Consider the following 21821-nt stretch of genomic DNA (forward strand, 5'->3'; position numbering starts at 1 on the left):
TGTAATGATTGCTTATTTTGATTACGTATGATGTAAGCACGATAGATAGTGAAGGCCGTAGAAGACTATCTAAAGTGGCGAAAAAGTGTGTGGATCACGGTCAGCGAGTACAAAACTCGGTGTTTGAATGTATACTGGATGCTGCCCAATTTAGACGATTAAGATTCGAACTGGAAGAATTAATTGATAAGGATACAGATAGTCTTCGTTTCTATAACTTAGGTGATAATTACAAAAGTAAAGTTCAACATGTAGGTGCCAAAGATTCTTATGATATGGGCGATCCGTTAATACTCTAGCAGGTGCGAATGCCAAGCTCACATGATTTCCCTGGGGGATTCGCACCTCGGAATTTGTCGAAAATGTCCTTTTTGTGACCTTTTGGCAATGATTTATGATCGGAAATTTGTGATAACCGTTTTAAAGAAGTAGAACTATCGAAAATACGTTAATAGTTATTCTTCAAGCATAGTTATTACGTCACTTTTCGCTGTCGCACTCTGTATGGAGTGCGTGGATTGAAATTTTAATGTCTCCGGGGCAACACCTATCATCTTAGGTCGCACTCTGTATGGAGTGCGTGGATTGAAATCTCCTCAGTGTCGTCTGCAAAGGCCTCTCGGCCCCGTCGCACTCTGTATGGAGTGCGTGGATTGAAATTTTTCTCATTGGCGGATCAACCATCATGCCGCTATAGTCGCACTCTGTATGGAGTGCGTGGATTGAAATACTTTCCTTTGCTTGTTGATTTGGAGTTGATGTCGCACTCTGTATGGAGTGCGTGGATTGAAATCTAGTAGGCGGTACAAGTTTAACGGAACGCTGGAGTCGCACTCTGTATGGAGTGCGTGGATTGAAATTTCTTTTGTATATTCGATAACTTTTATCATTCGAGTCGCACTCTGTATGGAGTGCGTGGATTGAAATTACTTATAACGGATGTGGGTAAGTTAGGTGTAACAGTCGCACTCTGTATGGAGTGCGTGGATTGAAATCTAACGAACCGGGTAATTGTGGAATCGCGGGTAACGTCGCACTCTGTATGGAGTGCGTGGATTGAAATACGTCCGCCACGCAAACCACCTCCTAAGCTTTGGGAGTCGCACTCTGTATGGAGTGCGTGGATTGAAATACGCCGCCCAATTCCCTATTCCCCGCTATGGCTTGGTCGCACTCTGTATGGAGTGCGTGGATTGAAATTAACCACTGCATTCGTTAATGACGTTTACTTTGGAGTCGCACTCTGTATGGAGTGCGTGGATTGAAATTCCACCACGATCCTTAAATCCAAAGCCAGCTTATAGTCGCACTCTGTATGGAGTGCGTGGATTGAAATCTCTTGGAGAATACGTGTCAGTCCGAATACTGGTGGTCGCACTCTGTATGGAGTGCGTGGATTGAAATGGGACATCAAACTCGAATGCGTCACCCGGCTTTAGTCGCACTCTGTATGGAGTGCGTGGATTGAAATGTTATTTTTGCAATTGCCGGTCTCGCAACGGTGGTGTCGCACTCTGTATGGAGTGCGTGGATTGAAATTACACCCGAAATTGTGGAGGGTATCAAGCGCGGTAGTCGCACTCTGTATGGAGTGCGTGGATTGAAATATCAATCCCTCGAAGTTGATCTGCAAGAACTTTTCGTCGCACTCTGTATGGAGTGCGTGGATTGAAATACCTCATGACCACGATGATAAGCATCCACTAATAGTCGCACTCTGTATGGAGTGCGTGGATTGAAATTAATCTACGGCAACGCCATCTACTCCGAAGAGGGGTCGCACTCTGTATGGAGTGCGTGGATTGAAATCTTGTTGAATACGAATAGCCTGTTTAAAGTTTGTAGTCGCACTCTGTATGGAGTGCGTGGATTGAAATATACAGGGTGACGATTCGCCACCCTGCTAGTTAGAGTCGCACTGTATGGAGTGCGTGGATTGAAATAGCCAAACACCCTGGATCAACTCCATGGCGTCCTTGTCGCACTCTGTATAGAGTGCGTGGATTGAAATTCTGCATACGTTCCAGCGAAGTCCACAGCAGGATACTTCGCACTCTGTATGGAGTGCGTGGATTGAAATCGTATATAACGGTCACATTGATTCTGTCGTGTATAGTCGCACTCTGTATGGAGTGCGTGGATTGAAATTTTCATTTCGGTTAGTATCTTTTCATAGTCTGACGTCGCACTCTGTATAGAGTGCGTGGATTGAAATATTGTCCTTAATGACCATGTTAATGGGAAATAACTCACATTAAAGAAGTACATTGGAACGGCAAATACCTACTTATGACTGGGAAGTTGAAGTTTATAATTCACATGAACATGTAAAACACCTTTGGGCTTACATATTGACGCTGAAATTACTCAGCATTAGAAATTCAATTCCAATTGACTATACTTGGAATGTATATTACCCAACGTAAAAAGTAATACTTGAACATTAAAGTAGTACATTATAATATAGGTAATAGAGTAGGAGGTAGTAGTGTATGAGTATGTATGAATCAGGTAAGGTAACTTCGAAAGGACAGGTTACAATTCCAGTTGAGGTAAGGAAACAACTAGGTATAGCTACAGGCGACAAAATTATTGTAATTATCCAAAATGGCGAAGCAAAATTAGAAGTTAGGAAACAGAAGAAGTTAACTGATCTTGTAGGAATCTTAAAGACAGGTCAAGAACATGATCTTCAGGAAGCTAGGAAGTCAGCGATTGACTGGGTGGGGAACAGTTACAAAAAAGGGGAATAGCAATGGATTTTTTGGCTGATACAAACATACTAGTACGGTTGTTCACTCAAGACGATAAGGAGCAGTTTGAAAAAGTTTCTGAAATGCTAGATAGCGGGGATTTTCAGATAATTGTTTCATCACCAGTAATTATTGAAACATGTTGGGTACTGAAATCACATTACAAGCATTCTAATGTTGATGTAGGAAATGCCCTGCTTAGTCTATCGCAAATTGATAACATCATCTTTGAAGAAAATTACATGAAAGATGCGTTAAGGCTGTTTGTTGAAAAAGGTAACGTTGACATTGTGGACTGTTATCTTAGCGCAAAATCAAAAACAATTAACATGCCAGTAGTAACATGGGACAGTGATTTTACGAAGCTGGGATGCGAGTATTACAAGCCAAATCAACTTTAAATGTTGTTAGGTGATTGAAATTCTGGTAAGAGGACGAGAATGGATTTTGTATCTAACTGAGCTCCTAATTCCTGTAATAAAAACACAGATAGTTGTACTAGCTTTTGCCATTGGAGGTTCAACAATCAGTTGATGACACCACTGTCTGTTAAATGATACCGGGAAGGTATAGAACCTACCCACCTAAGTTGGTAACAACAAAAAAACCAAGGCTTTGAGTGTAGTCACTCATGAGCCTTGGTTTTTACTGTGTCGTATTCTTGTTCTCTATATCCTATTAATTCTATTCTGCGCGTACTTTAAAGAATGAAATCAGTTCTTGAAGTTGCTCGGATACAACCGAGAGCTCATCGGAGGCACTCACAATGGCTGCCATGGAGGCTTCCTGCTCATCAATTGACTGCTCAATTTGTTTACTGCTGCTTGCTGCTTTGCTGACATTGGCAGACAGTTCATCGGCCGTGGCAGACATTTCCTGTGTGCTTGCCGAGATTTCTTCAGTAGAACTGGAGATATCCTGAATCTGGTTTGCAACTTTATTCGTAGCAGTCAGAATATTCTCGAAGAATACACCAGTCTCTTGGGTAACTTCCAAGCCTTTGGTAACTTCCTTGGAACCCAACTGCATCGCTTCGGAAGACTGCATGATATCCCGTTGAATTTCTTCAATTAACTGTCGAATTTGCTTCGCTGATTCCTGCGATTGCTCTGCCAGGTTACGTACCTCGCCTGCAACCACCGCAAAACCTCTTCCTTCTTCACCTGCGCGGGCTGCCTCGATTGAAGCGTTAAGTGCAAGCAAGTTGGTTTGTCCAGCAATCTCCGTAATCACGTTAACAATGTTGCTAATCTGGTTCGAGTTATTTTCCAAAGACTGAATCGAGTTTGACGTATTTTGCACCGCACCCGAGATCAGGCGCATCTGCTCAATGACTTGTTGCATCACCACATTACCTGTGCTGGAGCGCTGCTCCATGCTGAGTGCTTCATCTGCCACATCGGCTGAGCTACTGGCGATCGTCTGCACTACCGTTGACATCTCTGTCATGGCACGTGCGTTCTCCACAGTGGCTTTGTCTTGTGACACCAGTCCAGTAGATATTTCTCGAATATTGGTGCTGATGGATTGAATGTTCACATTATTTTTCTCGGAAATGCCCAGTAGTTGTTTGGAAGATTCCGAGAGGTGATGTGAAGCATTCTGTACTTTATAGATGGTTGTATTGAAGCGATGGATCATCGCATTAAACTTCTCGTTGATGATACCCAGATCATCTCGCCCGGTATCGATGGTTACGTCCAGATTACCCGTGCTGACTTCTTCGATACCTTTCATCAGATTGCGGATCGGAAGCAACGTTCTTTTCAGCAAAATGAATTGCAATACCATGAACAGGATCAGGAAACCGATCAGGAACATCAAACCGTACGTAAGCAGTTTGTTCAGGCCTTTTGGAACGGCACTTGCATCTACATCGAAGTAAAGAGCAGCATACATGGAGCCGTCTGCGTTATTAATCGGATAGATCAGAGTGGTCCAGGTTCCGTACTCATCCGTGTAGAAATCACTGAAGGCAGGTTTTCCGTCCTTTTTCATCTGTTCCAGCACTACGACGTTATTCTGAGGCAACGGGTACATGGCACCTGCGGGCAGGTTACCTTCCTCGAATGGTTCCAACAGGTTCGTTGGAATCGCGATGATGGACGTTCCGTTTCCTTGCTCAAGTTCTGAACCAAAAATGTACGCTTGCGCGATGTTTGGATAGAATTCATGGATGGAATCGAGATAAGCTTTCATTTCCAGCTGTACAGGACCGGAGTAGCTTTTTTCCTTAGCCGCTTCTGCCACTTTGGCAGTGTCGAGATCATCGTACCATTTCTGGGTAATGACGGTAGCCTGGTCGTGCAACTGTTCAACCAAGATATTTTTTTGCAATTGATACGCGGCAGTAATCAGGATTACACCGATCAACATGATGCTGCCGAATGAAATCACCAAATTTTTGATAAAGAAAGGCATGGTACTCCAGCGAAGCTTATTAAACAAGATGGTTCACTCCTTCTACGATTGTGACGAAGGACTTACCCTGGGTGTTGTACACGCTATGTAATTGTTGACTTAAAAACTGTGAAATCGTCCCTTAATATCCTGTCTGATCAAATTCTCTTTTGTTTCTAAAAGTTTTTCGTAATGGGTTTTGCTATTCACGTATATGAACTCCAGGTAAGTTCTACTCTTCAGATATATCGTTATATAGGCATATTAATATTAGATATTTGCATCAAAATAGGACTTATGAACCGGTTCCAAGGTTATAATTGCGCTTTTTTTCATTATATTTCTTGTATATCCATGAAAATTTCATAGTGATACATATCATTTTTGATCGCGTTTAAGATTCACTAAAGGTTTGTCCCCTACCATGGTTACATAAGCCTCAGTTGCTTAACAGAAACCCAAGAAGGAGGATTCATCATTTGAATATTTTATTACGAAAAGTTGCAGTAACGGCATTGTCCGTGACGATGGTAACGACATCTTTTGGTCTGATTGCAAGTCCGAATGCGGCATATGCCGCAGAGAGTACAGCGACAATCTCAAGTGCGGGCGTGACGCAAGCTTATGAATCGTTGTTTCAGACGGATAACGTCATTGATGTGAATGTAACGATTGATGATACAGACTGGAAGAGCATGCTCGAAAGTCCGCTGGATAAGGATTATAAGAATGTTAGTGTGGAAGTGGATGGCAACAAGCTGGACAATGTCGGTTTCTCCACCAAGGGCAATCTGACCCTGAAAGCTGTAGCCTCAATGGAAGATTCGGACCGTTACAGCTTCAGACTGAAGTTTGATAAATACGACAAAACACAAACCCTGCTTGGACTGGATAAAATGGTACTAAACAATAACTACGCCGATCCGTCGTACATGCGTGAAGTTCTTCACTATGAAGCACTGCGCAGCATTGGCATGGATGTACCAATGACGAACTATGTTAATTTGTACGTTAACAGCGAGCTGGTTGGTTTCTATACTGGCGTTGAAGCGGTGGATGATAGCTATCTGGAGCGCAACTACGGTGAGGATTACGAAGAAGGTGTCCTCTATGATACGGATGAGAAGAGTTATCTTCAATATGAAGAGGGCAGCGACTACAGTACAATCACCAAAGACTTGGGTACGGATAAGGACAAAGTCAAACTCAAAACCTTTATCCAAACGCTGAACGAGATGCCAGAAGGTGAAAAAGGTGATATTGAAAGTGCACTGGACGTGGATTCAGCGCTTCAATATATTGCAGGCAACATGGTTTTTGGCAACTATGACAGCTATAACGGCGACAAAGGACATAACTACATGCTCTACAGTGATGCCGCGGGCAAGTTCACCGTTGTTCCTTGGGACTTCAACATGTCCTTCAACGGGTACTCGGGTGGAGGTGGACGTGGCACAACAACCGGATCAACCACGACCAACACCAACGCAACAAACGTATCTGTGGACGAGCCGGTACTAGGCATTAACATGGAAAATGTACCGATGATTAATAACCTGCTTGCTGTGTCGGAGTATAAGGAAAAATATTTGAGCTACGTCAATGAACTGACAGACTATATGGAAGGCATTCAGGATCGTATCACTGGCCTTGCCAATGAGATTCGTCCTTATGTGGAAGCAGACCCAACGAAGTTTTATACGACAGAACAGTTTGAATCCAACATCGCTTATTCTGCAAATGCAGACGCGGCAGGTGGTATGGGCGGTACACCACCAGCAGGATTTGAAGGCATGACCCCACCTGAAGGCATGGAAGGTATGACTCCTCCAGATGGAACAACACCTCCAACTCAGCCGGGTGCTGCAACTGGAAACGGTACAACAGATGCAACAACGGGTACAGATAATACGCAGACACGCCCTAGTGGTAACTTTGGCGGTGGGGGCGGAGGCATGGGCTCCATGGCAGCCGGGTCACTGACGACATTTGCACTGAACCGTCTTGCGAATCTGCAAGAGCAACTTGGACGTGAAGTGACGCCTTTACCTGAGACTTCGGAAGAGACAGGTTCGAATACCTCATTTGGAACAACCGACAAAACCATTACCGTAACTCTCGATGGTAAATTGATCACATTCCCGGATCAGGACCCGCTGCAGCAAAGTGGCCGAGTGATGGTACCTGTGAACGCAATTCTCGAAGCACTAGGTGCAGAAGTGACTTGGGACAAAACGGAGAAGACGGTAACAGCTGTACTGAATGACCAGACCCTTGTGCTCAAGATTGGAAGCAGCACCGCAACCGTAAATGGAGAGACACTCGAAATTGATGCACCAGCGATCATTCAAAACAGTCGCACACTCGTGCCTGTACGCTTCATCTCAGAAGGACTGGGACTTACCGTGGACTGGGATCAAACCGCTGCACAAGTAAGCCTTACATCCAAATAAGAAAATATTTCCTGCAGATCACCGTTGTTGTATGGAGAATAAGAAAGGGATTCGATGGTCAGATCGAATCCCTTTTTGTTCTTATTGTCAGGTTAGACGGAGCGAATATCCAGCAAAATCCGGCCTCGTCCATGTCTGGCCTCACTTTTGGCATGCGCTTGATTCGCTTCACTTAAAGGGAAGATGGAATCAATCTCTGAGCGGAGGGAACCGTTAGCGATTAGCTGAGCGATTGTGTACAGATCCTCTGATGTCGGGAATTTGGAATTAAACTTGGCTGTAACACCATACTGCGCTGCTTTTTCGGCAGAAGGCAGTTGAGTTAACGATACCAGTTTGCCCCCAGGTTTCAGAACACCCCATGAGCGATCTTCGATCTCTCCACCGACCGATTCAACAACCAGATCTACATTGCTTACCAGCTCTTCAAACAAGGTTGTCTTGTAATCAATCACTTGATCGGCACCCAATGAAGTAACAAAATCAACATTGGCACCAGACGCGGTAGCAATAACATGAGCGCCTTTCCATTTTGCAAGCTGCACTGCGAATTGTCCGACACCGCCCGCGGCAGCGTGGATCAGAACGGTTTGCCCAGCTTCCAACTCACCTTCGGTGAACAGTGCTTTCCATGCCGCTTCAGCTCCGCCTTTAATGGTCGCAGCATCCTCAAAACTCAGGTCGTCTGGCATATGCACCAAATCCGTAGCAGGAGCCATACCATACTCGGCATAACTTCCGTTCACATTACCAAAAACACGATCTCCCGGCTGAAAGGTATCGACACCCTCTCCCACGGTTTCAACGATGCCTGACATGGCCGTTCCGGGTGTATAAGGCAGCTCTTTGACAAACACGTTTTGCAACCAGCCGTTACGAATCTTCCAGTCCAGTGGAATGGCTCCAGCATACTGAATGCGTACCAGAACTTCGCCGGCAGGTGGCTGGGGCTTATGGACTTCCTGTTCGAACTGTAATGTATCGGGTCCTCCGTATTGATGAATCTGAATAGCTTTCATTTTGGATGTATGCATTGTGTACACGCTCCATTCGTTAAGGAAATTTAGGATAGGGATGAATCAATCTGTGCAGCAATTTTCTGTGAAAGAGATAACAGTAAGTTCTTTTCTTCCTCGGAGAGGCCAGCTGTGGTGATCTGCTCCACTTGGCGCCAGGCGTTATTCACTTGATCCTCCAGTGCGCGTCCGGCTTCTGTTAGGGATACAATGGTCACCCGTCCATCTGTTTTGGAACGACTCCGAGTAACGAGACCGGCATCTTCCAGACGGCGAACAGACTTGGCTATGGTTGAGTGATCCAGGCGAAGTGTGCGACCCAATGAGTTTTGGGATTGATGGTCTTGTGCATATAACTGCATCAGCATAATCTCTTGACCGGGAAAAAGCCCGGTATCCCGAATCAACTGCGCAGCAAGACCCTTGTGAGAGCGTGCCAGAGCAAAAATGCTAAAGCTGATGGGATACTGCGCTACTGCACTGAATTCCTCATTATTTAATTCCTGGAGATTATCAGGCTTTTTGAAATCATCTTTGGCTGTCATCATGTACCTCAACTTTCTTAATTGTGTTGTCGGCAACATAAATATAACACTTGAATATGTGGTTGGCAACATAAATCGAACTAAACACTTCTACATGAAACGTAGAGGACAGAAAGAACCTGAAGAAGCGGAACGTTCGCCTAAAAGCTTTCTGAAAGAAAACTTCATCGAGAGGTTGTTCTGTCATCGGAGTATCCAGGTATATATTCTTTAGTTCAACTTATACAGCTCCTCTAAATTTCCAGACAGCAGAACATTCTTACATGATTACGGATAATGCGTAAAATATTAGATTTATAATTTCGATTACTGTGATAAAAGTCACTGAAATATTATAAATATTGTGAACACTCCTACCGATAAGACTATAGTGATATTCGAAACGGAATCGAAATTGGCTTGAATATCCCCACAATTACATAGGGAAAAGGGTGGCTCACACACATGCGAAGCATGAGCATCGGTACCAAAATAAGTTTGATCGTTATCAGTATATTTATCGTCTTCTCTTCAGCCGTGGCGGTAAGTGTAATCCTGGAGATGAGGCAGGGGATCACGACATTTGCTACAGAGAAGGCAAAGCGAGATTTGGAGATGGCGAATAGTATCATTACATATAAGCATCCAGGAGATTGGGCCATTAAGGACGGACAATTATTCAAGGGAGATACCGCGCTGGAAGGAAACTTTGAACTGGTGGATGAGATTGGAGAAGCTTCTGGTGACACGGTGACGATCTTCCGAGGTGACGAACGTGTTGCAACAAATGTCATGGTGGACGGAAAGCGTGCTGTTGGCACGAAGGTATCGGACGAGGTCGCCCAGACCGTTTTGCAGCAAGGGGAAAAATACTTCGGTGAAGCCGTGGTTGTGGGTCAGAAATATCAGACGGCCTATGAACCAATCAAGAACGCATCCGGAGAGATTATCGGAATTTTCTATGTTGGCGCTTCTCAATCGTTAATTGATGTGATTATCTCCTCGTTCCTCAAGACATTCCTGATCGTATTCCTGCTTGCAATGTTAGTCGCAATTACCCTGATCCTGCTGTACGTTCGCAGGGTGAGAGTAAGAATCGAACGGGTATCCGTAGCGATTAAACGTGCGGGTACGGGCGATTTCACACAGCCAGTTGTGGACAACGTCCAAGACGAGATTGGCATGCTGGGCATGGGATACAATGAGATGAGAAGTAATCTCCAGGTCATCATTCAAGGAGGACTTCAAGCTGCGGAGAAAGCAGAGCAATCGACTGGGCTGCTACTGAAGATTGCGGACCAAACGTCCAAAGAATCGGCGCAGATTGCATCCTCCGTTGAACAAGTCGCACAAGGAGCCGAGAGTCAGACAATTAGTACGGAAGAAAATCTGCAGGCCATGGAAGAAGTGGCGATAGCCGTACAACGCATGGCGGACAAGGCCTCCAGCATCTCGGACTCTGCTTTGTATTCACGCAAACAGGCTGAAACAGGAGGTGAAGCGGTGCAACTTACCGTTCAGCAGATGTCTACCATTGAATCTTCCGTTACCACAACGGATGAAGTCATTCGTATGCTGGAAGAGAAGTCGGCACAGATTAGCCAGATGGTTTCCGCCATTCATGAGATTGCAAATCAAACGAATCTACTTGCCCTCAATGCATCCATTGAAGCAGCAAGAGCAGGGGAGCATGGCAGAGGATTTGCCGTCGTATCTACCGAGGTTCGTAAACTGGCTGAACAAGCCGGAGACTCTTCAGATCGTATTGAAGAACTGGTCGAAGCCATGGAACAAGATATGCAGCAATCGCTATCGGCCATGTCGAGAGTGAAGGACGAAGTACAGGAAGGACTGCGCTTGACCCGGGAAACGGAGCAAAACTTCAGCCTGATCCGGGATACAAACCTACGTATTGCTACAGAGATTGAGGACATGGCTGCGACAAGTGAAGAGATGTCCGCAGGCGTGGAGCAGATTGTAGCTTCTGTGCATGAGATCGCTCGCCATGCGCAAACGGCTAGTACCAATTCACAACATGCTGCCGATTCTGTCCATGAACAGCTCAAGTCGGTAGAGAAGATCAAGGCATCTGCGGCTATTTTGTCTGATGTGTCGACAGAGCTGCAGACCTCACTTAGTCCGTTTAAGATTTAATATCTGTTACAATAGGGAAAAGGAGGGACTACAATATGGCCCCTGATAAAACAAAACTTTTCCCGAATGAGAATATCCGTACGGTATGTTACATTCAAAACCTGCCGCCGCGTTCCAACGTGGACATCGGTGATTATACGTATTACAGTGATAACACAAATCCGCCAGAGCAATTCTATGACCGGATACAGCATCATTATGACTTTATCGGTGATCGCCTAGTCATTGGAAATTTCTGTGCAATTGCGGAAGGTGTGACATTCATTATGAATGGTGCGAATCATCGGATGGAGGGTATGACCACGTATCCGTTCAACATTTTTGGTGGAGGATGGGAGCGTGTGACACCTACACTGGAACAACTTCCATATAAGGGTGACACGGTACTGGGGAACGATGTATGGCTTGGACAAAATGTAACGATCATGCCTGGTATCACGATTGGAGACGGGGCAATTGTTGCCTCCAATTCAACCGTTGTTAAGGACATTGAACCCTATACGATTGTTGGTGGTAATCCAGCCAAGACTGTTAAAAAGCGTTTTGACGAAGAGACGATTGCACTGCTGCTGGAATTGAAGTGGTGGGATCAGGACGAGGAATGGCTGGATACGCATTTGGAACGTCTTGTCTCTGCATATGATCTACAGATCTTGCGCGAACTTCTGAACAGCAAATAGGCTGGATGTGCATTGTGCTTAAAAGACAAAAAAAGCTGGTTCCTGATGGAGCCGGCTTCCAAGCAAATCAGGCCCTGGACCGTTTTGAGCGGATCAGGGCCTCTTGTTGTCCAAGATGAAATGTTAATTTAACGGGTGGGTGGTCGTAGGGTACAATCAGACTTTGTTGATGGGGGCTTCAAATGAGTGTGATTTTCTGTATGATCCGAGTTTGTCTGTTTGCCTGAATAAAAGTTAATGATATCATCAACGGTAGTAAACACGACATTTAAATCCATATTATCATTGTGTGTTTGAATAAAAACCTCTTTTCAATAAGTTGTTGCGTTGTTTAATTTAAAGCTTCTTTCATGCTTAAACCTGCTGTGAATACAGGAACTTTACCTGCAGGTAGTTGAATTTCTTTGCCTGTTTTCCGGCTTCTTCCCGTTCTTGCCTCACGCTTCTGCACTTCAAATTTCCCGAATCCGACCAGTTGAACTTCTTTGCCTTCTTTGAGAGCTTCGAGAATCGAATCCAATACAACGGTTACAGCTTTTTCAGCATTCTTCTTGGAAAAACCGCCAGCCTTGGCTACTTCTGTGATCAATTGTTCTTTATCCATGGGGAATACCTCGCTTTCATTCTTGGGATGTGGAAACTTTGCTGTGACACATATGTGTAAATAAAAAGCTGCCTTATTAATAAGGCAGCTTTCATATAATTAAAGTTTAGTAACGTTCTCAGCTTGTGGTCCACGGTTACCTTGAGTTACTTCAAATTGAACGCGTTGACCTTCGTCCAAAGATTTGTAACCTTCACCTTGAATTGCACTGAAATGAACGAATACATCTGTTCCTTCTTCAGTTTCGATAAAGCCGAATCCTTTATCCGCGTTGAACCATTTCACTGTACCTGTTTGCATGTGATTCCTCCAAAAAATAAGTTTTTAGCCGATCATTATGACGAGTATAATTTAAAATTGACACTCACCTGGTGCATTTAAACCACGAACTTGATGTCCGCTAATGTATCGATTAATATGATAATACCATGTCCGCTAATATAAGTCAAGATTTGGAGGTATTTTCTAATGAATCAGTCATCAGGGGTTTCGGTGCAGCGGGAACCGACAGTAGAGGAATTCATACATATGCTTGCTAAAGAGGGAGAATTACATCCCAAAACCGTGAAGGAATATGCAAGTGATCTGAAGCACTTTATCGAATGGTACAAGGAAAGCACCATGCTCAGCGAAGAGTTCTCACTGCGAATTGAAGATGTGGATACATCCACTTTAGTCAGTTATCGTGAAGATGCTCACAAAGTTATGTTATTGAAACCAGCCACCATTAACCGGAGATTGATTACGCTGAAGCGTTTTTTTAAATGGGCTGTCTTGGAATCCAGGCTCAGTCATGATCCTTCCAAACCATTAAAATTCATCCCGGAAGACAAAGTAAGTCCACGCCGAATGACATTGGAAGAAGAGCAGGCATTCCTCGCGGCAGTGGAGTATGGTAATTCCCTTCGTGATCAGACCATCCTCACCCTTATGTTTCACACAGGCTTGCGAACGATGGAGGTATGCAACCTCAAGCCTCATGATATCGAAATTGGTAGACGAAGCGGTCACCTGACAGTGAGCGCAGATAAACGCAACGTGCAACGTAAGATCCCTCTGAATATGCAGTGTGTTGTCATGTTGAATCAGTACTTATCTGATCTTGCTACCGATCGTGCGTACCTTTTTCCCTCAGAGAAGACAAATGATCGTTTAACGGAGAGAGCACTGCGCCACCTGATTAAAAAAGTAATGATAACAGCAGGGCTGGAAGGACTGAGTTCACACGACCTGCGTCATCGTTTTGGCTACGCCATGGCTGAGCATACGCCACTGCACCGTTTGGCCGAGATAATGGGACACACCAACCCAGATACAACAATGATTTATTTTAAAGCATTAAGTACGAATCATCGTAAAGAACAAGAATGAAGACTGAATTATAGTCAGAATCAAAACACCTCTTATTAGAAGTACTTCGAAATTTTCCGTGTTTGTATTACTTTAACCTACCTTTAGCATTCATATACGATCCTTCACATTTCACTTAGGCACTGCCCGACAGGGTTGCCTTACCTCTACTAAAGAAAGCGATTACATATCCCTGATAATATTGTATATTATGATGGCAACCTTGGAACAGATCAACATGAGCCTTTGCATTTGCTTCAATTCGGTGAGCAATAAGAAATCAAATGGATTCACAATGCTACATATATATTCGTTGATAGGGCTAAGGCCGTCATCAAAAGGGAGGAATCCAAACGTGTACCGGGTACTGCTGGTGGATGATGAAGAAGATGTGCGTGAAGGACTTGTTGTAGAGGTCGATTGGGAAGCGCTCGATCTGCGGATAGTCGGTTTGGCTGAGAATGGGCGGGAAGCATTGGAGATGGCGGAGAGGGTAGAGCCGGACATTGTGGTGACGGATATCAGCATGCCATTCATGAATGGTCTGGAACTCGCACAAAGATTGAGGAAACGTAATCCACTCGTAAAGGTGGTCATTTTGACTGGATATGATGAATTTGATTATGCGAGGCAAGCCATCTCGTTAAGTGTGGACGAATATCTACTGAAGCCGTTCTCGGCAGGACATCTCACAGAACTGCTCACAAGACTGCGCGCCCAGATGGCGTCTGAAGTGGCTGAGCGTGAAGATGTACAGCAGCTGCGTGAGCACTATCATACCAGTTTGCCTTTATTACAGGCAGATCTGATGGCGACCTTGCTCCATCGGCAGAAGTCCTCGACATATATTCATAGTAAAGCCAAACAATGCGGATTGGATCTGAAAGGAGAACGTTATGGTGTGTCCGTATTGACACTGCATATGGATGGAGATGTGCAAAAGGAGAAGTCTGAGGGAGTATTCAGCGAGCCCCCACAGCGACATAACAAAACAATATCCGAGGTAGCGGACCAGTCTGAGATATTCGTTCCCGGAGGTTCCTTGCGTCAATCTGAGGATGCTGAGCTGAAACGCTTTGCTGCACTTAACATTGCGGCAGAAGTTTGGGCGGAGCATGGGGCTGGTCATGCCTTTATGCATCAGGAGACGATTGTCCTGCTCTATGTGGATCGCACGGGCGGTACAGATGGAGTGAAGAGGCAACAGAAGGCATTGGAAAATGTGATGCGCAGCATCAACCACTATTTACGTATCCCGGCTACGGTGGGCTCTGGTCAGATTGTGGATACACTCGCGGATGTGAATCATGCCTATGAAGATGCCCTGCTGGCATTGGATTATCGGCTTGTGCCCGGGACAGATTCAATCATATACATTGCGGACGTGGAGCGACAGACGGCGGGCAAGTTGCGTTTTGATGAGTTGAAGCAGCAGACGTTGACACGATGCCTGAAGGCAGGTACACAAGCAGAGCTGGAGGAAGCACTTGCGATCATTTTCCGGGAAATTACAGTGGAACACGGGCGAAGTGATATTCAGCTCTATTTAATTGAAGTGTTAACAACAGTATGGAAGGCAGCACAGGCATCAGGGGAAGAAATGGAAGACATCTTTGGTGCAGGGTTTCAGTTGTATGCGGATTTGTTCCGACTGCCGGGACTTACTGATGCACAGAAGAAGGTACGGGAAGTCTGTCTACTCGTACAACATCGCATTGCGAGCGGACGCCAGCATGTATACAAGGACATTGTCGAGCAGGCGTTAGTCTTCACGAAAGAGCATTATGCCGACCCGGACCTGTCCATTCAGAAGGTGTGCGGGCATTTGCATATCAGCTCCGGTTATTTTTGTGGCATTTTCAAAAAAGAAGTACAGCTTACCTTCCTGCAGTACCTGATGCAGATCCGAATGGAGGCAGCGCGTGAGCTGCTTCGCTCGACCGAGCTGAAGTCGTTTGAGATTGCGGAGCAGGTTGGCTTTGCCGAACCCAACTACTTCAGTTTTTGTTTCAAAAAACATATTGGCGTCTCGCCCAAAGAATATCGTAAACAGGCTTCCGAGGCGGCAAGTGAAGGTTCAATCCGATGAAGTTCTTGTCCAGATGGGTGAAATCCATGGGAGTTCAATTACGCTCTCGTCTGCGTTCGTCCAGAGTCAGCAGTATCCGGTTTATTATAACGTGGTCCTTTTCCGTCTTCATCGTCTTGGTGCTAACCATCATGGCGATGCTTCTGCATGACAAGTTCACGCAGGCTGCCGAGCGAAGTGCGGAACTGACGACGAGACAGATTGTGGATCAGGTTAGTTATAATCTGGAGGATTACGTCCGCAGTATGTCGCATCTGTACCGTGCCATTGAGGAACACATGCTGCGTGACGGGACATGGGAAGGGGAACTGGTGGACAAACAGCTTGACACACTGCTCAGCAGTCGTGAAGATATCATCTCGATTACTTTGCTTGATTCCACGGGGAAATTGCTCAAGAACCGACCTACAGCCGAATTAAAAACCAGCGCCCATGTGACACAGCAAGGGTGGTTTCAGTCTGCGCTTCGTGTGCCGGATCACCTGAGTTTCTCGTTACCTCATATTCAGAACATGTACACAGGCCCATATAAATGGGTCGTTTCCATGAGCAAAGGCATAACGATACGGCAAAATGGTCAGGATCGGCAGGTTATTTTGCTGGTCGATATCAATTTCAAACAGATGGATGAACTGAGCCGTCGGGTCAGTCTGGGGCAACGAGGATACGTGTATATCATCGATGAGAGTGCGGGCAATATCGTGTACCATCCGCAGCAACAATTGATGTATATGGGACTCAAAAGCGAGAATATCGAACAGGCTTTGGTGGCTTCCGGCAGTTACGAAGATGAAGCAGATGGGCAGAAAAGGCTGAATACCGTAAAGTCCGTTGCCAATATCGGGTGGAAAATCGTCGGTGTTGCCTATCTGGATGAGATTATGACAACGCGTCAGGAAGTGAACGGATATCTCATTCGTGTATTGGTCGTTGTACTGGTACTGGTCATTCTTGTCTCGCTGTTCTTATCCTCCAGTCTGACTCGTCCGATCCGGCGAATGGAACGTAAGATGAAGGCCGTGGAGCGCGGGGATTTTAACGTGGAGTTGCCTACTACTGGGCCGCTGGAAGTGGAACGACTATCCCGTCGCTTCAACCTGATGGTCAATAAAATCCGCACCCTGATGGATGAAATCATCCATGAGCAGGAGCAGAAGCGGCGTCTGGAGCTGGAAGCCTTGCAGGCCCAGATAAATCCGCATTTTTTGTATAATACGCTGAATTCAGTAGTGCGAATGGTAGGCATGAGTCGCAATGAAGAAGTGATTACGATGATCACGTCTCTCTCGCGCCTGTTCCGTATCAGCCTTAGTCAAGGTAAGACGATCATTACGATCAGGGAAGAGCTGGAACATGCGCAGCATTATTTGACGATTCAACAGATGAGGTTCAAGCGCAAATTCAACTTTACGATTAAGGCAGATGATACGCTTCTGGATTGCCTGACATTGAAGCTGGTGCTCCAGCCCTTGATTGAGAACGCCATTGTTCATGGCATCGAGTACCACATGGACGAAGGAAGTATTGAGGTTGATGTTTTTCGTGAGGACAACAAGCTGGTGTTTCGCATTATAGATAATGGGGTCGGCATGACGGAAGAACAGATGTCGGGATTATTAAGTGGTCGTCCTGTGGTCAAAAGCGGTGCAGGCTCCGGCGTAGCGGTACGCAACGTACATGACCGAATCCGGCTCTATTATGGAGAGGCATATGGCCTTGAATTTGCAAGTGAGTTGGAAGAAGGCACCACGGTCTGGGTTCGGATTCCCATTCAATCGCAGCAGAAGGAGGGCGAGCCTAATGACAGACAATAAGGAGAATAGGGGCGATATCCACAGCCACAGAGTTGTAGGGTCATACATTCGTACGTTTTGGAAAAAGGTTGCTGCGAGCTTCCCTGGAATCCGGAAATGTCGGTTAGTAACCCAGACAGCTGCAAGCTGCTGTCTGCTCATATGCAGTGCCTGTGGCTTATCGAGTCCCGATGCTACGGCAGTACCGCCACGTATCGCGCTGATTACGCCAGCTGGGACAGGGGAACTTGCGGAAGCTATCCGACTTGGCGCCGAAGCGGCTGCCAAAGAGAGCGGGGCCGAACTGATTACCGTGGAAGCATACCCTTCCGATGGTGATATGTACACGCCTGCCATTCTGGACTCTGCTGGAAGTCAGATGCAGATCAAACAGGCAAATATCAACAGCCATACGTTGTCTCGCAGTGGGCGAGAGCAGGCTCAAGTGGAGGCCGCCGCATCGGCTCTGAAGCAGGGGGCATCAGCTCTATTGGTTGATCCCCTAAGTGAAAAGGCACTTAGTGACATCATTCAGGAGGCACAGACAACAAATTCCGATGGAACCATTGTTCCTGTCATTGTGCTTAACGATGAATTTCCCGTGAAAGGCATCACCAGTTTCATCTCGATGGATAATGTTGAGGCGGGAAGACAGGCCGGCCAGGCTATGGCGGAGCTTCTGGAAGGGAAAGGGCATGTGGCTTTATTGGGCCCCGATCCTCTTAATTCGGGTCTGATTCAGAGAGATCAGGGAGTTATGGAAGCCTTGGTACAGTATCCTAATATTCAAGTGGAACCCAAATCGATATGTAATACACGGGATGGATGTTGGCAGACTGCGAAGCAATTGCTGGACCAGCAGGAGGTAGATGGTTTCATTACTCTTCAGGAACCGGCTTCCCTGGGAGCAGCCGATGAACTGAATCGACGCAAATCTGCGGACAAGGTTAGGATTGTTGGATTCGGCAGTGAACAACAGCAACTGGAGCAATTGCAAGAAGGGGTCTTTGATCATCTCATCGTCCAGAATGGATACAGTGCAGGTTATCTGGGATTGAATCAAGCCGTTGCGCGGCTGAACAATCAACAGGTGCAAGCGAGAGTGTTACTTGAGACCAAGCTGGTTAGTACAGACAATATGTTCTGGATGGATAACCAGAAGCTGTTGTTTCCTTTTGTACAATGAACCAATGCTGGAACGAGTGCCGGAACGAATACTGAATGAAGAATTAAGGTGTTTGTTAACTTGAGGAAGATTTCGATAGAACAGGTGAAGATATTGTATTCGAATTTAATGTAAACCCTTTCATAATAAAGACATCGGTGAAGCCGAATGAACTTGGGGGAGGTCATTAGGATATGAAGAAAACATGGATGACACTGTTGATTACGGCATGTATGGTTGTGGCGGCGGGGTGTAGTAGCGGCGGAGACAGCGCAGGTGGAAGTACGGGAACAGATACAGGAGGCCAGAAAGCAGCCGGTACGGAAACGCCCAAGATTGGTGTTGCCATCTACAAATTTGACGATACATTCATGACGGGTGTACGTAATGCCATGACCGCAGCAGCGGAAGGTGTCGCGACTTTGGATATCGTGGATAGCCAGAATGCACAGCCGACCCAGAATGAGAAAGTGGATCTGTTTGTGTCCAAGAAATACAATGCAATGGCCGTGAACCCGGTGGACCGGACGGCGGCAGGTGTCATCATTGACAAGGCTAAGGCAGCGAACATTCCAGTGGTATTCCTCAACCGTGAGCCAGTGGCTGAAGATATGAACAAATGGGATAAAGTGTACTACGTAGGAGCAAAAGCGGAGGAGTCCGGTACGATCTCCGGTCAGCTGATTGTGGATTACTGGAAAGCACATCCGGAAGCGGACAAAAACGGCGATGGCAAACTGCAATACGTCATGCTGAAAGGGGAACCGGGTCACCAGGATGCAGAGCTTCGGACCAAATATTCGGTTCAGGCGATCCAGGATGCCGGTATCGAAGTGGAAGCACTGGCGGAAGACACGGCGATGTGGGACCGGGTGAAAGGTCAGGAGAAAATGCAGGCGTTCCTGGCTTCCCATGGTGACAAGATTGAAGCCGTTCTCGCAAACAATGATGACATGGCCTTGGGAGCCATTGAGGCATTGAAAGCAGCCGGATACTTCAAGGACGGCAAATCCATGCCGGTTGTAGGTGTGGATGCAACAGCTCCAGCCATTCAGGCTCTCCAGGATGGCACAATGCTGGGCACGGTGCTTAATGATGCCAAGAATCAGGGTGCAGCCACGGTGGCACTGGCTTCCGTACTTGCCAAAGGTGAGACACCAACAAAGGAAAATACCAAATACGATATTACAGATGGTAAATACGTCTGGATTGCATACAAAAAGATTACAAAAGACAACATCGCCGACGCCCAATAACAGCACGAGACAGGGACGTCCGACATTCGGGTAGCGTCCCTTTTTTGCCGGTCATATGGAAGGGAGGAACCAAGATGGAGTCACCTTACCTGCTGGAGATGAATGGAGTTTCCAAAGCATTTCCGGGTGTGCAGGCACTAAGTCAGGTCACATTGAAAGTAAAGCCGGGGACGGTTCACGCCTTGATGGGAGAGAATGGAGCTGGGAAATCCACACTTATGAAATGTCTGTTCGGCATGTATCACCCGGATGAAGGAACGATACGTATCGAAGGAAAGGATGTGGATATTCCGAATTCCAAAGCGGCACTTCAGCAAGGCATATCCATGATTCATCAGGAGCTGAATCCGGTCCCGCATCGTCCGGTGATGGAGAATATATGGCTGGGTCGTTTTCCGATGAGGGGAATACTGGTGGACGAGAAACGGATGTATACCGATACGCTGGCCCTGTTCAAGGACTTGAACCTGGATATTGATCCGAAGGCTCAGGCGGGAACACTGTCTGTCTCCAAGATTCAATCCATGGAAATCGCCAAGGCGGTCTCTTTTCAATCCAAAGTCATCGTCATGGATGAGCCAACTTCTTCCCTGACAGGCAAGGAAGTGGATCAGCTCTTTACCATTATTAATGAACTGCGCAGTCGCGGCGTATCCATTATCTATATTTCACACAAGATGGAGGAGATCCTAACGATCTCGGATGAAGTGACAATCATGCGTGATGGCTTCGTTGTCGGGACATGGGATGCTACTGATCTAACGACAGATCTGATCATTACGCGTATGGTTGGCCGTGATCTGGACGAACGTTTCCCGGAACGGACGAACGTACCCGGTGAAGTGATATTAAAAGCCGAGGGTCTGACATCAAGCCAGTCCAAATCGTTTTGTGATGTATCTTTTGAGCTGCGAAAAGGTGAAGTGCTTGGCATTGGCGGCCTGGTTGGAGCACAGCGGACAGAACTGATTGAGTCCTTGTTCGGACTGCGCGGACTCGCTTCGGGTACCATTTCAATTCATGGGCGCAAGGTAAGGATTAACTCCCCCGCAGCAGCGAAGCGTCATAACATTGCGTTACTCACGGAAGAACGAAGGGTTACAGGGATATTCCCCGTGTTGTCGGTGTATGAGAACACGATCATTGCCAGTCTGGGACGCTACCGAAATCGCGTGGGCTTGCTGGACGAGAAAAAGGGCCGGGAAGAGGCACGGGAACAGACGCAGAAGTTCAGAACCAAAACGCCTTCAGTTAACACGCTGATTCGAAACCTGTCTGGCGGCAATCAGCAGAAAGTTCTGCTGGCCCGTTGGTTATTGACCGACCCGGAGATACTCCTGCTGGATGAACCGACACGTGGAATTGATGTAGGGGCCAAGTTTGAGATTTACACCATTATTACGGAACTGGCTCGTCAGGGCAAAAGCATTATCATGATTAGCTCGGAGATGCCCGAACTGCTGGGCATGTCGGATCGCATTATGGTGATGAGCGAAGGGCGTCTCACCGGAATCGTGGACGGAGCCGAGGCAACAGAGCAGGATATTATGAGGCTGGCCGCGCAGCAGCGGATGGCTTAGTCAG

At 46.3% G+C, this 21821-nt stretch carries 17 protein-coding genes and 1 CRISPR repeat array; of the genes, 12 read left to right on the forward strand and 5 right to left on the reverse strand.

Features of this window, described 5'->3' with window-relative positions; translation table 11 throughout:
• Nucleotides 1-8: 8 nt before the first annotated feature.
• The 3 genes from cas2 (at nucleotide 9) to NSQ20_RS05690 (ending at nucleotide 3154) form a co-directional block, all read left to right on the forward strand.
• Nucleotides 9-299 carry a CRISPR-associated endonuclease Cas2 gene (gene cas2 / locus NSQ20_RS05680; RefSeq protein WP_026081267.1) on the forward strand — a complete coding sequence of 97 codons (291 nt, stop codon included), beginning with the start codon at nucleotides 9-11 and terminating at the stop codon, nucleotides 297-299.
• Nucleotides 300-492: 193 nt separating this feature from the next.
• Nucleotides 493-2215: a CRISPR direct-repeat array (repeat unit 33 nt; unit sequence GTCGCACTCTGTATGGAGTGCGTGGATTGAAAT).
• A 277-nt stretch (nucleotides 2216-2492) separates the two neighbouring features.
• On the forward strand, nucleotides 2493-2753 hold the full coding sequence (locus NSQ20_RS05685) for an AbrB/MazE/SpoVT family DNA-binding domain-containing protein (protein WP_100528578.1): 261 nt from the start codon (nucleotides 2493-2495) through the stop codon (nucleotides 2751-2753).
• A 2-nt stretch (nucleotides 2754-2755) separates the two neighbouring features.
• Nucleotides 2756-3154 (forward strand): PIN domain-containing protein, encoded by a 399-nt coding sequence (locus tag NSQ20_RS05690; RefSeq protein WP_340032061.1) that lies wholly within the window; start codon nucleotides 2756-2758, stop codon nucleotides 3152-3154.
• A 283-nt stretch (nucleotides 3155-3437) separates the two neighbouring features.
• On the opposite strand, the gene NSQ20_RS05695 is transcribed toward NSQ20_RS05690, so the two are convergent.
• On the reverse strand, nucleotides 3438-5174 hold the full coding sequence (locus NSQ20_RS05695) for a HAMP domain-containing methyl-accepting chemotaxis protein (protein WP_076329480.1): 1737 nt from the start codon (nucleotides 5172-5174) through the stop codon (nucleotides 3438-3440).
• Between the two features lie 458 nt (nucleotides 5175-5632).
• Here NSQ20_RS05695 and NSQ20_RS05700 point away from each other — a divergent pair, with 458 nt between their 5' ends.
• The gene (locus NSQ20_RS05700) at nucleotides 5633-7606 is read left to right on the forward strand and encodes a CotH kinase family protein (protein WP_340032062.1); all 1974 of its coding nucleotides are present in this window, start codon (nucleotides 5633-5635) and stop codon (nucleotides 7604-7606) included.
• A 92-nt stretch (nucleotides 7607-7698) separates the two neighbouring features.
• On the opposite strand, the gene NSQ20_RS05705 is transcribed toward NSQ20_RS05700, so the two are convergent.
• Both NSQ20_RS05705 and NSQ20_RS05710 read right to left on the reverse strand, forming a co-directional pair.
• Complete coding sequence (locus tag NSQ20_RS05705; RefSeq protein ID WP_340032064.1) at nucleotides 7699-8640, reverse strand: NADP-dependent oxidoreductase; 942 nt, start codon at nucleotides 8638-8640, stop codon at nucleotides 7699-7701.
• Between the two features lie 29 nt (nucleotides 8641-8669).
• On the reverse strand, nucleotides 8670-9170 hold the full coding sequence (locus tag NSQ20_RS05710; RefSeq protein WP_340032065.1) for a MarR family winged helix-turn-helix transcriptional regulator: 501 nt from the start codon (nucleotides 9168-9170) through the stop codon (nucleotides 8670-8672).
• A 441-nt stretch (nucleotides 9171-9611) separates the two neighbouring features.
• Between NSQ20_RS05710 and NSQ20_RS05715 the strand changes: the two genes are divergently transcribed.
• Nucleotides 9612-11300 (forward strand): methyl-accepting chemotaxis protein, encoded by a 1689-nt coding sequence (locus NSQ20_RS05715; RefSeq protein ID WP_340032066.1) that lies wholly within the window; start codon nucleotides 9612-9614, stop codon nucleotides 11298-11300.
• 35 nt (nucleotides 11301-11335) lie between these two features.
• Nucleotides 11336-11980: a Vat family streptogramin A O-acetyltransferase gene (locus NSQ20_RS05720; protein ID WP_036672489.1), complete on the forward strand. Its 645-nt coding sequence runs from the start codon at nucleotides 11336-11338 to the stop codon at nucleotides 11978-11980.
• A gap of 331 nt (nucleotides 11981-12311) precedes the next feature.
• On the opposite strand, the gene NSQ20_RS05725 is transcribed toward NSQ20_RS05720, so the two are convergent.
• Nucleotides 12312-12584 carry an HU family DNA-binding protein gene (locus tag NSQ20_RS05725; protein ID WP_036606368.1) on the reverse strand — a complete coding sequence of 91 codons (273 nt, stop codon included), beginning with the start codon at nucleotides 12582-12584 and terminating at the stop codon, nucleotides 12312-12314.
• Nucleotides 12585-12683: 99 nt separating this feature from the next.
• Nucleotides 12684-12884, reverse strand: coding sequence for a cold-shock protein (locus tag NSQ20_RS05730; RefSeq protein ID WP_017690333.1), 201 nt, complete (start codon nucleotides 12882-12884; stop codon nucleotides 12684-12686).
• A gap of 168 nt (nucleotides 12885-13052) precedes the next feature.
• On the opposite strand from NSQ20_RS05730, the gene NSQ20_RS05735 reads away from it, so the two are divergent.
• The 6 genes from NSQ20_RS05735 (at nucleotide 13053) to NSQ20_RS05760 (ending at nucleotide 21817) form a co-directional block, all read left to right on the forward strand.
• Complete coding sequence (locus NSQ20_RS05735) at nucleotides 13053-13955, forward strand: tyrosine-type recombinase/integrase (protein ID WP_047841836.1); 903 nt, start codon at nucleotides 13053-13055, stop codon at nucleotides 13953-13955.
• 334 nt (nucleotides 13956-14289) lie between these two features.
• Complete coding sequence (locus NSQ20_RS05740) at nucleotides 14290-16023, forward strand: response regulator (RefSeq protein WP_340032067.1); 1734 nt, start codon at nucleotides 14290-14292, stop codon at nucleotides 16021-16023.
• A gap of 26 nt (nucleotides 16024-16049) precedes the next feature.
• Nucleotides 16050-17837 carry a sensor histidine kinase gene (locus NSQ20_RS05745; protein WP_340032068.1) on the forward strand — a complete coding sequence of 596 codons (1788 nt, stop codon included), beginning with the start codon at nucleotides 16050-16052 and terminating at the stop codon, nucleotides 17835-17837.
• The gene (locus NSQ20_RS05750) at nucleotides 17824-19002 is read left to right on the forward strand and encodes a substrate-binding domain-containing protein (RefSeq protein WP_340032069.1); all 1179 of its coding nucleotides are present in this window, start codon (nucleotides 17824-17826) and stop codon (nucleotides 19000-19002) included. The genes NSQ20_RS05745 and NSQ20_RS05750 overlap by 14 nt, the downstream gene beginning before the upstream one ends.
• Before the next feature lie 173 nt (nucleotides 19003-19175).
• Nucleotides 19176-20237 carry a galactose ABC transporter substrate-binding protein gene (locus tag NSQ20_RS05755; RefSeq protein ID WP_340032070.1) on the forward strand — a complete coding sequence of 354 codons (1062 nt, stop codon included), beginning with the start codon at nucleotides 19176-19178 and terminating at the stop codon, nucleotides 20235-20237.
• Between the two features lie 74 nt (nucleotides 20238-20311).
• The gene (locus NSQ20_RS05760; RefSeq protein ID WP_340032071.1) at nucleotides 20312-21817 is read left to right on the forward strand and encodes a sugar ABC transporter ATP-binding protein; all 1506 of its coding nucleotides are present in this window, start codon (nucleotides 20312-20314) and stop codon (nucleotides 21815-21817) included.
• Nucleotides 21818-21821 lie beyond the last annotated feature (4 nt).

This window comes from Paenibacillus sp. FSL K6-1122 (assembly GCF_037977015.1).
Lineage (GTDB): Bacteria > Bacillota > Bacilli > Paenibacillales > Paenibacillaceae > Paenibacillus > Paenibacillus amylolyticus.

Bases quoted from the DNA above. Each gene is read 5' to 3' on its own strand.
- NSQ20_RS05685 (WP_100528578.1), top strand. From the start codon at position 2,493: ATGAGTATGTATGAATCAGGTAAGGTAACTTCGAAAGGACAGGTTACA.
- NSQ20_RS05690 (WP_340032061.1), top strand. From the start codon at position 2,756: ATGGATTTTTTGGCTGATACAAACATACTAGTACGGTTGTTCACTCAA.
- NSQ20_RS05695 (WP_076329480.1), bottom strand. From the start codon at position 5,174: ATGCCTTTCTTTATCAAAAATTTGGTGATTTCATTCGGCAGCATCATG.
- NSQ20_RS05705 (WP_340032064.1), bottom strand. From the start codon at position 8,640: ATGCATACATCCAAAATGAAAGCTATTCAGATTCATCAATACGGAGGA.
- NSQ20_RS05710 (WP_340032065.1), bottom strand. From the start codon at position 9,170: ATGATGACAGCCAAAGATGATTTCAAAAAGCCTGATAATCTCCAGGAA.
- NSQ20_RS05715 (WP_340032066.1), top strand. From the start codon at position 9,612: ATGCGAAGCATGAGCATCGGTACCAAAATAAGTTTGATCGTTATCAGT.
- NSQ20_RS05720 (WP_036672489.1), top strand. From the start codon at position 11,336: ATGGCCCCTGATAAAACAAAACTTTTCCCGAATGAGAATATCCGTACG.
- NSQ20_RS05725 (WP_036606368.1), bottom strand. From the start codon at position 12,584: ATGGATAAAGAACAATTGATCACAGAAGTAGCCAAGGCTGGCGGTTTT.
- NSQ20_RS05730 (WP_017690333.1), bottom strand. From the start codon at position 12,884: ATGCAAACAGGTACAGTGAAATGGTTCAACGCGGATAAAGGATTCGGC.
- NSQ20_RS05735 (WP_047841836.1), top strand. From the start codon at position 13,053: ATGAATCAGTCATCAGGGGTTTCGGTGCAGCGGGAACCGACAGTAGAG.
- NSQ20_RS05745 (WP_340032068.1), top strand. From the start codon at position 16,050: ATGGGAGTTCAATTACGCTCTCGTCTGCGTTCGTCCAGAGTCAGCAGT.
- NSQ20_RS05750 (WP_340032069.1), top strand. From the start codon at position 17,824: ATGACAGACAATAAGGAGAATAGGGGCGATATCCACAGCCACAGAGTT.
- NSQ20_RS05755 (WP_340032070.1), top strand. From the start codon at position 19,176: ATGAAGAAAACATGGATGACACTGTTGATTACGGCATGTATGGTTGTG.
- NSQ20_RS05760 (WP_340032071.1), top strand. From the start codon at position 20,312: ATGGAGTCACCTTACCTGCTGGAGATGAATGGAGTTTCCAAAGCATTT.